This is a genomic window from Flavobacterium chungnamense (assembly GCF_039539165.1).
Classification (GTDB): domain Bacteria; phylum Bacteroidota; class Bacteroidia; order Flavobacteriales; family Flavobacteriaceae; genus Flavobacterium; species Flavobacterium chungnamense.
On record NZ_BAABCS010000005.1, the window covers coordinates 84559 to 99828 of the forward strand.

General features: G+C 30.7%; 14 protein-coding genes. 12 read left to right on the top strand and 2 right to left on the bottom strand.

What is annotated here, in order from left to right; all coding sequences use genetic code 11:
- Window positions 1–63 precede the first annotated feature (63 nt).
- Together ABD771_RS03980 and ABD771_RS03985 are read right to left on the bottom strand one after the other, a co-directional pair.
- Window positions 64–708: an alpha/beta hydrolase gene (locus ABD771_RS03980; RefSeq protein WP_345090922.1), complete on the bottom strand. Its 645-nt coding sequence runs from the start codon at window positions 706–708 to the stop codon at window positions 64–66.
- Window positions 709–710: 2 nt separating this feature from the next.
- Entirely contained in the window at window positions 711–2228 is a 1518-nt protein-coding gene (locus tag ABD771_RS03985) for a sodium:solute symporter (RefSeq protein ID WP_345090925.1), read from the bottom strand.
- A gap of 144 nt (window positions 2229–2372) precedes the next feature.
- Here ABD771_RS03985 and recR point away from each other — a divergent pair, with 144 nt between their 5' ends.
- The 12 genes from recR to ABD771_RS04045 all read left to right on the top strand — a co-directional run bounded on the left by recR (window position 2373) and on the right by ABD771_RS04045 (window position 15136).
- Window positions 2373–2993: a recombination mediator RecR gene (gene recR, locus ABD771_RS03990; protein WP_345090927.1), complete on the top strand. Its 621-nt coding sequence runs from the start codon at window positions 2373–2375 to the stop codon at window positions 2991–2993.
- A gap of 72 nt (window positions 2994–3065) precedes the next feature.
- The gene (locus ABD771_RS03995) at window positions 3066–3848 is read left to right on the top strand and encodes a polysaccharide biosynthesis/export family protein (RefSeq protein ID WP_345090929.1); all 783 of its coding nucleotides are present in this window, start codon (window positions 3066–3068) and stop codon (window positions 3846–3848) included.
- A gap of 15 nt (window positions 3849–3863) precedes the next feature.
- Complete coding sequence (locus ABD771_RS04000) at window positions 3864–6323, top strand: polysaccharide biosynthesis tyrosine autokinase (RefSeq protein WP_345090931.1); 2460 nt, start codon at window positions 3864–3866, stop codon at window positions 6321–6323.
- 3 nt (window positions 6324–6326) lie between these two features.
- Window positions 6327–7307, top strand: coding sequence for an SDR family oxidoreductase (locus ABD771_RS04005; protein ID WP_345090933.1), 981 nt, complete (start codon window positions 6327–6329; stop codon window positions 7305–7307).
- A 6-nt stretch (window positions 7308–7313) separates the two neighbouring features.
- On the top strand, window positions 7314–8705 hold the full coding sequence (locus ABD771_RS04010; protein ID WP_345090935.1) for a UDP-glucose 6-dehydrogenase: 1392 nt from the start codon (window positions 7314–7316) through the stop codon (window positions 8703–8705).
- A gap of 26 nt (window positions 8706–8731) precedes the next feature.
- Window positions 8732–10009 carry a nucleotide sugar dehydrogenase gene (locus tag ABD771_RS04015; RefSeq protein WP_345090937.1) on the top strand — a complete coding sequence of 426 codons (1278 nt, stop codon included), beginning with the start codon at window positions 8732–8734 and terminating at the stop codon, window positions 10007–10009.
- A gap of 24 nt (window positions 10010–10033) precedes the next feature.
- The gene (gene rfbB, locus ABD771_RS04020) at window positions 10034–11080 is read left to right on the top strand and encodes a dTDP-glucose 4,6-dehydratase (protein ID WP_345090939.1); all 1047 of its coding nucleotides are present in this window, start codon (window positions 10034–10036) and stop codon (window positions 11078–11080) included.
- Window positions 11081–11137: 57 nt separating this feature from the next.
- On the top strand, window positions 11138–11986 hold the full coding sequence (locus ABD771_RS04025) for an NAD-dependent epimerase/dehydratase family protein (RefSeq protein WP_345090941.1): 849 nt from the start codon (window positions 11138–11140) through the stop codon (window positions 11984–11986).
- Window positions 11965–12942, top strand: coding sequence for an ATP-grasp domain-containing protein (locus ABD771_RS04030; protein ID WP_345090943.1), 978 nt, complete (start codon window positions 11965–11967; stop codon window positions 12940–12942). Before ABD771_RS04025 ends, ABD771_RS04030 begins: the two co-directional genes overlap by 22 nt.
- Window positions 12943–12944: 2 nt before the next feature.
- Window positions 12945–13580 carry an HAD family hydrolase gene (locus tag ABD771_RS04035; protein WP_345090945.1) on the top strand — a complete coding sequence of 212 codons (636 nt, stop codon included), beginning with the start codon at window positions 12945–12947 and terminating at the stop codon, window positions 13578–13580.
- Window positions 13581–14504, top strand: coding sequence for a glycosyltransferase family 2 protein (locus ABD771_RS04040; RefSeq protein ID WP_345090947.1), 924 nt, complete (start codon window positions 13581–13583; stop codon window positions 14502–14504). It begins immediately after the preceding gene.
- Entirely contained in the window at window positions 14504–15136 is a 633-nt protein-coding gene (locus ABD771_RS04045) for an acetyltransferase (protein WP_345090949.1), read from the top strand. Before ABD771_RS04040 ends, ABD771_RS04045 begins: the two co-directional genes overlap by 1 nt.
- Window positions 15137–15270 lie beyond the last annotated feature (134 nt).

Sequence of the window (15270 nt, forward strand, 5' to 3'; positions counted from 1 at the left end):
TGGTAATTCCTGCTTTACGTTTTACTTCGTGCCACTGCAATCAGGGCTAGAGAGGTTTCCATTTTAATTTTTGATTGAATTTCCCAAAACAATATTCAGTTCTTCAAATTTGTCAATAGTCATAAAATGTCCTCCATCAACTATTTTTACATCAGATTTTACAAATTGAATAGGTAAAATTCTATCCGCAGTACCATGAATGTGTTTTAGATTTTTGTGGATATGGGTATTCTTCCAGTTTACAGTTTTATCAATGGCCCAACTAAGAAAAGTTTCATCAGTATCATTCAAAATTTCAGTCAACAAATTTTTATTTTCCTTGCTATTAATTCCGAAAAACCAAAAACTCAAAAAATTGGATTTCTTCATTAATTTAGTTGGAATCAATTTGTGAAGATTTAAGAATCCTGCAAATTGATAATAAAAAGGAATTTCACTTTTATTTTTAGCGGAAGCTATTAAAATTATTTTCTTTGATTCAATAATCTTCCCAACTTCAACAGCTATAATTCCACCAAAAGATAAACCTATTAAAATTGGTTTTTCTGAAGTAATTTGTTTGGTTAATCTTTTTGCATAATTTTCAATTGATTCATTGTGTGTCGGATGAACCCAATTAATGAAAGTGGTATTGTGTTTTGAAAAATCTAAATAGTTGAAAACTCTTTTGTCAGCACCAAGTCCACTAAAAACAAATAGATTTTCCATTCTTAAAACTTCGTCTGACTAGTGGCAGGTTTGCTAATAATTAACAACCCAATAAAAGTAATCAATCCGTTTACGATAATCAATTCGTTATCAATGACATAATTTCCAAAAAGAGCAGCAGAATTTTTAGCAATTAAAAAACAAACTAAAGGTGAAATCACACAAATAATCGGAACCAATTTATCATGAACCGTTTTCGATTTCATAAACAAACCAAAAGCATACAAACCTAAAAGCGGTCCATAAGTATAACTCGCCACTTTAAAAATCATTGTCACCACCGATTTGTCGTTCAGAGAATTAAATATAATTATCACCAAAAACATCAACACCGAAAACCCAACATGAACTAAATGACGCGTTCGAACCATTTTTTTATCATCTGCTATCTGCTGACTGCTATCTGCTGACTGCTTTTTATCCATTCCAAGAAAGTCAACACAAAAAGAGGTTGTTAAAGCGGTTAAAGCCGAGTCGGTTGTAGCAAAAGTTGCCGCAGTCAATCCTAACAAAAATACAACTGCAGGAACAATATTCAAATGATTAAAAGCAATTTCAGGAAACAATAAATCAGTACGTTTCACACCATCAACCATCGGAACAGCAATTCCGTTTTTCTCTGCATATAAGTAAAGTAAGGCGCCAACACTTAAAAAGAAAATATTAATCACCACAAAAATTCCAGTAAATGTGAACATGTTTTTTTGAGCTTCACCAATATTTTTGCAACTCAAATTCTTTTGCATTAAATCTTGATCTAAGCCAACCATGGCGATAGTTACAAAGATTCCACCCAAAATTTGTTTTACTACGAAGTTACCTTTCAAGTAATCTTCATAAAAGAACACTTTAGAATAATTACTGTTTTTTACAGCTTCAAAAGCTTCCATGAAACTATAATCCAAACTATTACAAATAAAAATAATCGTCAAGAACACCGAAGAAACTAAGAAGAATGTTTGCAAAGTATCTGTGATAATAATTGTTTTCAATCCGCCACGATACGTGTAAGCAAATATTAACGCTAACGAAATTAAAACCGTCATTGCAAACGGAATGTTATAAGCATCAAATACAAAACGTTGCAACACAATTACAACTAAATACAATCGAAAAGCTGAGCCAATAGTGCGGCTTATCAAGAAAATTGTGGCAGCAGTTTTGTAACTCACAACGCCCAATCTTTGCTCGATGTAACTATAAATCGAAGTCAAATTCATTCGATAATAGAGTGGAAGTAAAATCGTTGCAATAATGATAAACCCAATTGCATTTCCCAAAACAAATTGGAAATATTTGAACTGCAAATCAGGATTTCCAACTTCGCCAGGAACCGAAATAAAAGTCACGCCAGAAAGCGCCGTTCCAATCATTCCAAACGCTACCAAATACCATTTAGAATTTTTATTTGCTTTAAAAAAAGCATCGTTGCTACTATCTTTTTTACTAACAAGATTCGAAATAAGAATAAGAATTCCGAAATAGATAATGATAATGGCTAAAATAGTTCCTGAAGACATAAATGATTTTTTTGGTTGTGCTAAAATAGAAATATTTGAGAAGAAAGATAATAGAAAATAGAAAAAAGACAGAATAAGCATAAATACAAATCTATTAATCCAAAAATCTAATAATCTAAAAATCTAATTTGTTACTTTTGCCAAATGGAATTTTCATCAAAACTTCTCGAAAAAGCAGTCAACGAAATGGCTCAATTACCAGGAATTGGTAAACGAACTGCCTTGCGACTGGTATTGCATTTATTGAAACAACCTAGTGAACAGACTCATTTTTTATCGCAAGCGTTAACTACGATGCGTGATGATATTAAATTTTGTAAAAATTGCCACAATATTTCCGACCTTGATGTGTGTGAAATCTGTGCAAATGCCTCAAGAAACCATAAAATAATTTGCGTTGTTGAAGACGTTAGAGATGTTATGGCTATTGAAAACACCAATCAGTTTAAAGGAATATATCATGTTCTAGGTGGGAAAATTTCACCAATCGATGGGGTAGGCCCAAGTCAATTGAATATCAATCCGTTAGTTGAAAAAGTAAAATTGGGTGCGATTGAAGAAATAATTTTTGCGTTAAGTTCCACAATGGAAGGTGATACCACGAATTTTTATATTTTCAAACAAATAAAAGAGTGTAATATAAAAACTTCTACAATCGCAAGAGGGATAGCTGTTGGCGACGAATTAGAGTATGCCGATGAGGTTACTTTAGGAAGAAGTATCTTGCAACGAGTTCCGTTTGAGAATTCTCTAAAAAATAATTAGTCAATATTCTATTCTAACTTTTTTGTTTTTAGATTTGAAAAACTATCTTTGTTTGCTAAATTATTTTTGATAATGAACTACAGAATACTCTATATATTATTTTTTATTGGAATTGTATTTACCTCATGTGTACCTACAAAAGATTTGATTTATTTACAGAATAAAGGAAATACAGATTCATCTAATATTGTTGCTACTAACATAAAGCCCTATAGACTTCAAACAAATGATATATTAAACGTTACTATAAAAGCACTTGATGAAAGACTTGTTGAAATGTTTAATAATACAAGCAAAGCTCAATTGTCTCCAACTATCGAATCATTGTTCTTTAATGGTTACACTATCGACGACCATGGTAATATTAGAATTCCGGTATTGGGAGAAGTAAATGTTTTAGGTTTTACTGCAGAAGAGGTCAGAAAGAAGATAGAAGAACGTTTGTTAGACGAATATTTCAAAGCAAATGCACAACTTTTTGTAAATGTAAAATTAGCTGGATTTAGATATACTGTAAACGGTGAAGTAGTAAGTCCGGGTTCTAAAGTATTGTATCAAGATAAAGTTAATATTCTTGAAGCTATTGCAAATTCTGGTGATATAACAGTTACTGGTGATAGAAAAGATGTAATTGTTATTAGACAATTTCCTCAAGGAGCTGAAACTTTTAGAATTGATTTGACGGATGCTAATGCAATGAAGTCTAATGTGTATTATCTTCAGCCTAATGATTATATTTATATAAAACCATTGAAACAAAAAACTTGGGGAACAGGTAAAACAGGTATAGAATCTTTAGGTACTATTATTACTATCCTGTCGTTGGCAACAACCACTTTTTTATTACTTAAATAACTAAAATTACCAATAATGTTAGATATAAAAGATTTTTCTTTTTTTGAAAACCAAAATAGCTTTGACTTCAAAGGATTTTTAATAAAAACTGGTAGTTATTGGAAATGGTTCATACTTGGATTGGCAGTGGCATTGACTATTGCTTATCAAATAAATATAAGAAAGCAAAAAATTTATTCACTCGAAACCACAATAGCTGTAAAAGAACAAGAAAATCCGTTATTTACTTCAAATACAAGTTTAGTTTTCAATTGGGGAGGAACTTCAGATCAAGTACAAACTATTGCAACTACATTAAAATCTAGATCTCACAATGAATTAGTTGTAGATAAATTAGATTTTTTTATTGACTATCAACAAGAGCAAAAATATTATACAAAAGATGTTTATGGTTCAACGCCTTTCTATGTGAAAATTGATAAATCTAAAAATCAATTACTTGGTTTGCCAATTCACATTGTTTTTGTTTCTCCATTCGAGTATCAGATAAAAGTTAATTTTAAATCAAATTCTGCTTCTGTAATTAATTACAACACTAATGCCAAAGATGTTCAATCTGTTGCTAGTGGAGATTTTATTAAAAACTATAAAGTAGGACAAAGGGTTAATCTTCCTTTTTTAAATTGGGTTTTAGAAATTAAGGATAATCCAGGTAAATACACCAATGAAAAGTATATTGTCAAAATGAATAATTTTGATGATGTTGTTTCTAATTACAAAAATTTGAAAGTCGCTGTTGACGAAAAAGCTGGTTCAATTTTGAAGTTGTCAATGCAGGGAACAAATAAGGCTAGAATTGTTGATTATCTAAATGCAACCGTTAGGATGTTGATGAAGAAACAACTTGAAAGTAAAAATTTATTTGCAGAAAATACTATAAAATATATTGACACGACTTTGACTCTTATGGAAGGTGATTTAAGAGATTCTAATAATGAGTTAAAAGATTTTAGTAGAGACAAGAATATTGTAGAAATAGAAAGAAGAGGAGAGACTTATCAAAGCCAGATAACAGAGCTTGATATAATCAAAGATGGAGTTGATAGAAAAATTAATTACTACAATACTTTAAGTAGTTATTTAAGAAATAGTAGTGATTATTCCAAGTTGCCAGCACCATCAGTAGCTGGAATTGAGGATCCAAATATTCTTAAGAATGTATCTGATTTAATATCACTTTCAGTAAGAAGATCTGAGATGGCTTATTCTGTAAAAAGTGAATTAATGTTTGATAATATTGATAATGAAATTTCTGCTGTAAAGAAGGTTTTATTAGAAAATATTAATGCTGCAAGAGCAGCAATCCAATTTGAATCTTCTCAAGTAAGAACCAAGATGAGTCAAGCCGAAAGTAACATTAGACAATTACCAGAGGACAGCCAAAATTATCTAAAGATAATGAGGAAATTCAATCTTAGCAATAGCGTTATTGATGCATTTCTACAAAAACGAAATGAAGCGCAAATTGTTAAAGCAGCCAACTTATCAGATGTGCAATTTATTGATCCAGCAAAGGATATAGGTGGAGGTTTAATTGGGCCAAGAACAGGAGTAAATTATATTATTGCAATATTCTCAGGATTAATAATTCCGCTTTTAATAGTGTTTTTAATATTTTTTATAAACAATGCTATTCAAAATACAGATGATATTAGTTCATTAACAAACATACCGCTTATTGGAGTTGTAGGTATGAAACACTCTGATACCAATTTAGCAGTTTTTGAAAAACCGAAATCTGCATTATCAGAATCCTTTAGGGCAATCCGATCCTCGCTACAATTTTTGTATAAAAAGCAAAAGATCTCCGGAAGTAAAGTATTAATGCTAACATCTTCAGTTAGTGGTGAGGGTAAAACTTTTTGTTCAATCAATATTGCAACGGTATTTGCCTTGAGTGAGAAGAAAACAGTTATTGTAGGATTAGATTTGAGAAAACCTAAGATTTTTGATGATTTTAATCTAAAAAATAATACAGGCGCAGTTAATTATTTAATTGGTCAATCAACATTAGAAGAGATTACTCAAAGTACAAAAATACCCTATTTAGATGTTATAACATCTGGACCAATTCCACCAAATCCATCCGAACTTATCATGGGTGAAACAATGAGCGAGTTAATGGAGGAATTAAAACAAAAATACGATTATGTAATTCTCGATACGCCACCAGTTGGGTTAGTAACTGATGCAGTAGAATTGTCAAGTTATGTTGATGTTACTCTATATGTAATGCGTCAAAATTTCACTAAAAAAGAAATGGTTAACTTGTTAAATAATAGAGTTAAAAGAGATGAATTGCACAATGTTAGTATTGTTTTAAATGGATTTGAGAATAAAGCTAAATATGGTGCTGGATACGGATATGGTTATGGCTATGGTTATGGTGCTTATTCTAACGGATATCACGAAGAAGAACCATCAGAAAATGTTTTATTAAAATGGTATAAAAGTATTTTTCAAAAGAAAAAATAAATAATGAGTAATACTATTCAAAAAATATTAATTACTGGAGGTGCAGGTTTTATAGGATCTAATTTGTGTGATTATTTTATAAAAAAAGGATACTATGTAACTTGTTTGGATAATTTCGCAACAGGACATAGACATAATATTGAGCATTTACTATCTCATGAAAAGTTTGATTTAATTGAAGGTGATATTCGAGATTTAGAAACTTGTTTAAAAGCCACTAAAGAGAAAGACTTTGTTCTTCATCAAGCGGCTTTGGGTTCTGTACCTAGATCAATACAAAATCCAATCACTAGTAATGAAGTTAATGTTACGGGTTTTTTAAATATGCTAGTAGCTTCTCGTGATAATCAAGTTAAGAGATTTGTTTATGCAGCAAGTTCTTCTACATATGGAGATTCAGAGGCTTTGCCTAAGGTTGAAGAAGTAATTGGAAAACCGCTATCACCATATGCAATTACTAAATATGTGAATGAATTGTATGCTGATGTGTTTAGTAAAACGTATGGATTAGAAACAATTGGATTGAGATATTTTAATGTCTTTGGAAGACGTCAAGATCCAAATGGAGCTTATGCTGCAGTTATTCCAAAATTTGTTATGCAATTTATGCGTCACGAGAGTCCGGTGATTAATGGTGATGGAACCTATTCAAGAGATTTCACTTATATAGACAATGTGATTCAAATGAATGAATTGGCAATGACAACTCAAAATAATGAAGCACTAAATACAGTTTACAATACTGCGTTTGGTGATAGAGTGACTCTTAACGAGATGGTTAATTTGTTGAAAGAAAATTTATCTAAACATGATGCTTCAATAGCAGAAGTATCAATTGTTTATGGTGTTAATAGAGTAGGAGATATACCACACTCTTTGGCTAGTATAGAAAAAGCGAAACGATTACTAAATTATAATCCAAAATATTCCTTTTCATTGGGATTGCAAGAAGCAGTGAAATGGTATTGGGAAAATTTAAAATAAAATAGAATGAAAATAACAAATATTTGCTGCATCGGAGCAGGTTATGTTGGTGGACCAACAATGGCAGTTATAGCACAAAAATGCCCACATATCAAAGTCACTGTAGTTGATTTAAATGAAGAGCGTATTGCGAGATGGAATGATGAAAATGTAGACAATATTCCGGTTTATGAACCAGGTCTTGGTCAAATAGTTGCACATTCTAGAGGTAAAAATCTTTTCTTCTCAACAGAAGTTGATAAAGCAATAGATGAAGCCCAAATTATATTTATCTCGGTAAATACACCAACTAAAACTTATGGTTCTGGCAAAGGTATGGCAGCCGATTTAAAGTATATAGAACTTTGCGCAAGACAAATTGCAAGAGTATCTAAAAACGATAAAATTGTAGTTGAAAAATCAACTTTACCAGTAAGAACTGCAGAGGCTATTAAAAGTATTTTAGATAATACGGGTAATGGAGTGCAATTTCAAATTTTATCCAATCCTGAATTTTTAGCAGAAGGTACTGCAGTTGAGGATTTGTTAAGTCCAGACCGAGTTTTAATTGGTGGAGATACCTCTCAAGAAGGTCAAAGAGCTATTCAATCTTTAGTAGATGTTTACGCTAATTGGGTTCCAAGAGAAAGAATTTTAACTACTAATGTTTGGTCATCAGAGTTATCTAAATTAACAGCTAATGCTTTTTTAGCACAACGTGTTTCTTCAATAAATGCAATGTCTGAACTTTGTGAAAAAACAGGTGCTAATGTAAATGAAGTTGCAAAAGCTATTGGAATGGATAGTAGAATTGGGCCAAAATTCTTGAAAGCCTCTGTAGGATTTGGAGGTTCTTGTTTTCAAAAAGATATTTTGAATTTAGTTTATATTTCTAAATCTTTCGGATTGAATGAAGTTGCCGATTATTGGGAACAAGTTATTATCATGAACGATCACCAAAAAAGAAGATTTTCTAAAAATATTGTAAGTACTTTATACAACACTATCGCTGATAAAAAAATTGCATTTTTAGGATGGGCATTTAAGAAAGATACAAATGATACTCGTGAATCAGCTGCTATTTATGTTGCAGACGATTTGATTAATGAGCAAGCAAAAATTGCTGTTTATGATCCTAAAGTTGACTACAAGCAAGTAATCTCTGATTTGAATTATCTTGAAACTCGTTCGGATGATCAAAATAAGAAACTTGTAACTTCTTACAATGATGTTTATGAAGCTTGTGCCAATTCTCATGCTATTGCTGTTCTAACAGAATGGGATGAATTTAAAAATTATGATTGGCAAAAAATATATGATAGCATGCAAAAACCAGCTTTTGTTTTTGATGGTAGAAATTTATTAGATGCACAAAAAATTAAAGAGATAGGTTTTATTTACCAAGAAATTGGTTCGTAAATTTTAATTGTTTAAACCACTTTTAGATGGATATAAAAATAGGTATAATAGGTTTAGGATATGTTGGATTGCCGCTGGCTAGATTGTTTGCAACCAAATATCCAGTAGTAGGATTTGACATCAATCAAAATAGGATTTCAGAGCTTAATAAAGGTAATGATTTTACGCTTGAGGTTGAGAAAGAATTATTACAATCTGTACTTGTTGAAAAACCATCGAGTAAAGTTGGCTTATTTTGCACTACTCAATTAGAAGATATTAAAGATTGTAATTACTATATAATTACCGTTCCAACTCCAGTTGATAAAAACAATCGACCAGATTTAACACCTTTATATAAATCAAGCGAAACTGTTGGTAAAGTTCTTAAACAAGGCGATATTGTTATTTATGAATCTACTGTTTATCCTGGACTTACAGAAGAAGAATGTGTTCCAGTATTAGAGCGTGTTAGCGGATTAAAGTTTAATGTAGATTTCTTTGCAGGATATTCTCCAGAACGAATTAATCCAGGAGATAAAGAACATACCGTTGATAAGATTTTGAAAATTACCGCTGGTTCAACTCCAGAAACAGGATTAAAAGTAAATGAAATATACAAATCTGTTATTACTGCAGGAACACATTTAGCTCCTTCAATAAAAGTTGCAGAAGCGGCAAAGGTAATCGAGAATTCTCAAAGAGACATCAACATTGCTTTTGTAAATGAGTTGGCTAAAATTTTTAATATTCTTGATATTGATACTCAAGCCGTGCTTAAAGCTGCTGGTACAAAGTGGAATTTCTTAAATTTCAAACCAGGACTAGTTGGTGGACATTGTATAGGTGTTGATCCTTATTATTTAGCTCAAAAAGCACAAGAAGCAGGGTATCATCCGGAAATAATTTTGGCAGGAAGGCGTCTTAATGATAGTATGGGAGAATATGTTGCTTCTAGAATTGTTAAGTTGATGATTAAAAAACGAATTCCTGTAAATCACTCTAAATTATTGATGTTGGGAGTTACTTTTAAAGAAAATTGCCCTGATGTGAGAAATACTAAAATAGTAGATGTCATCAAATCATTGCAAGATTATGGAATAACAGTATCAATATACGATCCATGGGCTAATCCAACTGAAGTTAAGCACGAATATGGATTAATAACAACCAAAACGTTACCTACTGATAAATATGATACCATAGTTTTAGGTGTTGCTCACAATGAATTTTTAACTATAGATTTAGAACAATTTAAAAACCCAAACTCTGTTGTTTATGATGTAAAAGGAGTTTTGAAATGTTCAATTGATGGTAAATTATAATACTTAAATATATTCAGTATAAATATGAAAAAAATTGTAATCACAGGAGGTGCAGGATTTATTGGTTCGCATGTTGTAAGACGATTCGTAAATAAATATCCTAATTATCACATTTATAATCTAGATGCCTTGACTTATGCAGGAAATCTTGAAAATATTGCTGATATAGAAAACGCTCCCAATTACACTTTTGTAAAAGGTGATATAGTAGATGCTGATTTTATAAATGCTTTGTTCGCAGAGCATCAATTTGATGGTGTGTTGCATTTGGCAGCTGAGTCACATGTTGATCGTTCTATTACAGATCCGTTGAGTTTTGTAAAAACAAATGTTATCGGAACAATGAACCTTTTAAATGCTGCTAAAACCATTTGGAAAGATAACTTTGATGGTAAACGATTCTATCATATTTCTACCGATGAGGTTTATGGTTCGCTAGGTGCTGAGGGTTTATTTACTGAAACAACAAGCTACGATCCAAATTCTCCTTATTCTGCTTCTAAAGCAAGCTCAGACCACTTTGTAAGAGCTTATGGAGAAACTTATGGATTGCCATATGTAATTACAAATTGTTCCAATAATTACGGACCTTATCATTTTCCAGAGAAATTGATTCCACTTTTTATAAATAATATTATCAATAACAAACCACTTCCTGTTTATGGAGATGGCAAATATACTCGTGATTGGTTGTTTGTAGAAGACCATGCTGTTGCTATTGATTTAGTATTTCACGAAGGAAAAAATCACGAGACTTATAACATAGGTGGTTTTAACGAATGGCAAAATATCGATTTAGTGAAACTATTATGTGTTCAAATGGATTCCAAATTAGGTCGAGCTGAAGGAACTTCGGAACAATTGATTACTTATGTGAAAGATAGACCAGGACACGATTTGCGCTATGCAATTGATGCTTCCAAAATTAATAAGGAATTGGGTTGGAAACCATCTGTAACTTTCGAACAAGGATTAGAACGAACTATCGATTGGTATTTAGCTAATGAAACTTGGTTGAAAAATGTTACTTCAGGCGAATATCAAAAGTATTACGACAAACAATACGAATAGAATTTCATTAATAAGATTCTTTTAATACCAAATTATCAATATAATTATTTCATAAATTTGAAAAAAATAATTCTAATATCAGGTATAAAAGGGTTTTTAGCAAGTCATTTATTTAGTTTGTTGAAAGACGATTTTATAGTTTTTGGAATTGGAAGAAAAACAGAACTTTGGAACGGAGTTCAAGTGTTTTCATCTACAGATTTAAATGCTATTTCTATTCAGCCAGATTTTCTTGTTCTTTGCCATGCAGCTGTTTCATCTGGTCAAATTAGTGTTGATAAAGAGCAACTTTTTGAAGTTAATGTTTCACTTACAGAACAATTAATTAAAAAGTTTTCTTCCACCAAAATTGTTTATATTTCTACTTGTTCTGTATATGATTTAAAAACAGATTTAATTAATGAAGAGTCTCCAATTAATCCTCAATCTCAATACGCAACTTCTAAATATCTTGCAGAACAAATAGTTTTAGAAACGTCTAATGCAACAATAATAAGACTTTCTTCTCTTTATGGTATCGGAATGAAAGAAAATACTATTATTCCCAACTATATTCAACAAGCTATAGGCAATCAAGTCATTACAGTTTGGGGTAAAGGACAACGACAGCAAAATTATATTTATGTTGAAGATGCTTGTCAATATATTATTTTAGCGATTCAAAATTTTGACTCTGTAAAAAATAAAGTACTTTTGGGAGTAAGTAAAGAGGAATATTCTAATATTGATTTAGCTAAAATTATTGCAGAATATACTTCAGCTACAATTGAGTTTGTTAACGAAGATACTGCTTCATCATTTCATTATAACAATCAAAAAACTTGTGAGTTAATAAGATGGCAACCACAAACCAATTTTAAAGAAGCTATTATCAAATATATTCAATGGAAAAAAGAACAGTTTTAGTAACAGGAATAGGAGGAAATGTTGGACAAGGTATCTTGAGAAATATTCGTTCTTTAAACTTACCTATTCGATTAATTGGTACTGATATTGCAAGTTTCACACCAGGGAATCATTTATGTGATGTGTCCTGCCAAGTTCCTTATTCTTACGATGAAAGTTATATTCCAAAGCTTCAAGATATAATCCAAACTGAAAAAGTTGATTTAGTTATACCATCTACTGATTATGAAGTTTATTATCTTTCAGAAAATGCTGAAAAACTAAATACAGTTGTTGTTGCAAGTGAAGCAAAAACTGCCAAAATTTATTTGGATAAATATGAAACTTACAAGTATTTGTCTTCCAATGGTATTCCTTTTGCCAAATCTTGGATAGCTTCAGAATATGATTTTTCTGAAAAAGAAATTATTGCTAAGCCAAGAGAGGGAAGAGGATCGAGAGGTATTTTATTAAATCCTGAAAAACCAAATCAATTACCACAAGGATATATGATTCAACCTTTGTCTAAAGGAATCGAAATTACAACTGCAGTTTATGTAAACAAACAAGGAAATCTTCATGGATTGTTTACAATGGAGCGTTCTTTAACAAATGGAACAACAACCGAATCAAAAGTAGTTTTTCAATTTGATGATGAGATGAAAATCATTGCAGACAAGATGATTGCTCTTGGTGGTTTGGTTGGAAGTTTTAATATTCAAAGTATTGTTACAGATGAAGGCTCAATAGTTCCATTTGAAATTAATTGTAGAATTTCTGGGACCAATTCTATTCGCCACAATTTGGGTTTCCAAGATGTTAAATATGCCATTCAAGAATATTTATTAAACGAAATTCCTGATGAGCCAAAACCAATTGAAGGAATTGCAACAAGAATTTTGATGGATGTTGTTTATCCAAATTCTAACGATTTTGACAAGTTAAACAACAATAGTGTTTCACATATTATTTATTAAATATGATTAAATATATTTTCTTTGATGTTGCTGGCACTTTATTAGGAAAACCATCATTGTATAACAATATTCAAAAAACAATTGAAGATTTTGATCATGAAATTTCGTTAGCAGATATTAAAGCCAAGCATAAATTATTATCTGAAGTAATTCATTTCCCAGATAGGACAGATGAGGATTTTTACAAAAAATTTAATTCAGAATTATTGTACTTGCTTGGGATAGTTCCTCAAGAAACATTAGTAAATTCTATTTTTAAAAACTGTACTTATTTACCATGGGAAGCATTTGAGGATACCCAAATTTTATCAGAGTTAAATCTTCCACTTGGTGTGATTTCTAATTTTAATACTACATTAAAAGATAAATTACATTCCTTTTTTGGACCTGTTTTCCAAGATGTTTTTGTTTCAGAAGAACTTGGAGTTGCTAAGCCAAATTTAGATTTTTATCAAAAATCATTAGATAGAATTCCTTTTAAAGCAAACGAAGTACTGTATATTGGAGATTCTATAAAACTCGATTTAGAACCTGCAGAAAAATTAGGATTTAACGTTTTAATCATCGATAGGGATGATTTTTATCCCAATTTGAAAAATAAAATTTCTAATTTAGCAGAAATAACAAACTATATCTAAATGAAGAAACTGTCTTTAGTTGTACCAGTTTATTATGAAGAAGAAGTTATTCTTCAGTTTTTAAAAGAGACTAAAATTGTTTTGGACAGTTTGCCAATTACTTATGAATATGTCTTTGTAGATGATGGGAGTAAAGATAAGACTGTAGAAATCATAAAAGAACAAGCACAATTAGATGATAGAATAAAACTAGTTGTTTTTTCATATAATCACGGAAAAGCATCTGCTGTTTCTGCTGCTATTGCTCATGCTACAGGAGATTACTTGTTGTATATGGATCCAGATTTACAAGATCCACCAATCGAAATTCCTAGATTTTTAGAAGAAATCGAAAAAGGATATGATTTAGTTTGGGGAATAAGAAAAGAAAAAAAAGATTCTTTCATTAATAGATTATTTTCTAAAATATTTTGGGGTACATTAAATAAATTTACTGGATTAAATATTCCAAAAGGGATTGCTGTAATGCGAATGTTTAATAGAGATTTTGCTGATGAATTTCTAAAGTACAATGAAACCAATCGTTTTATTGAAGGAATATTTATTGACATATCTAAGCATTGGACAACAATAGAAATTGGACAGCGTGAACGATTTGCTGGAACTTCCAAGTTTAATTTTAAACGTAAAATGCAATTGGCATTTGATGCTATTTTTGACTTTTCAGAACTTCCTTTAAAAATAACCGTCAAATTTGGAATGTCACTTGTTGTATTAGGTTTGTTAGGTATATTTATATTGGTGGTGTTGAAATTATTCTTTATAGATTTTCAAGCAGGTTGGCCTTCAATTATTGCTTCAATCATTATTGTTTTCGGATTGCAATTATTTTTTATGGGAATCATATCTTTATACATAGGACGAATATATAAAGAGGTTAAACGACGACCACTTTATTCAATAAAAGATAAAACTAATCTTTAATGAAAAAAACATTAGCTATAATTGGTTCAGGTCATTTAGGACAGCAAATTGCACATTATGCATTGTCTGATAATCATTATGAAAAGGTAGTTTTTTTTGATGATTTTTCAAATGAAACACATACTAGTGGTTTTCCTATTCTTGGCAATGTTGATGCTATTGAAAAAGAGTTTGCAAAACAATCTTTTGATGAACTGATACTAGGTATTGGTTATAAACACCTAGTAATAAGAAAACAATTATTTGAACGTTTTTCAGAAATTATTCCATTCGGAAAAATAATTCATTCTACTTCGTGGGTTGATGTTACTGCTACTGTAGAAAAAGGATGTGTAATTTATCCTTTCTGTAGTATTGATGCACATGCAGTTATAAAACAAAATACTATTCTTAACATATCTTGTACTGTTGCTCATGATACTATTGTTGGAGAACATTGTTTTCTGTCGCCAAGAGTAGCTTTAGCCGGATTTATAAAAGTGGAAGAATTGTGTATTCTCGGAATCAATTCTACTGTTATTGATAATGTTTCCATAATTTCTAATACCCAACTTGGAGGAGGAACAGTTGTAATTCAAAATATTACTCAAAAAGGTTTGTATGTTGGTAATCCTCATCGATTTATAAGATAAAATAGCAGGTGTTCTTTATTTTTAAAATATGGTTTAATAGTCAAAAATAGTTGGTAAAAATGTTTTGAGTACCTATAAAATATGATATTGAGAGAAGTTTATTGAAATTCGTTTCAATAAACTTTTTTTATTTA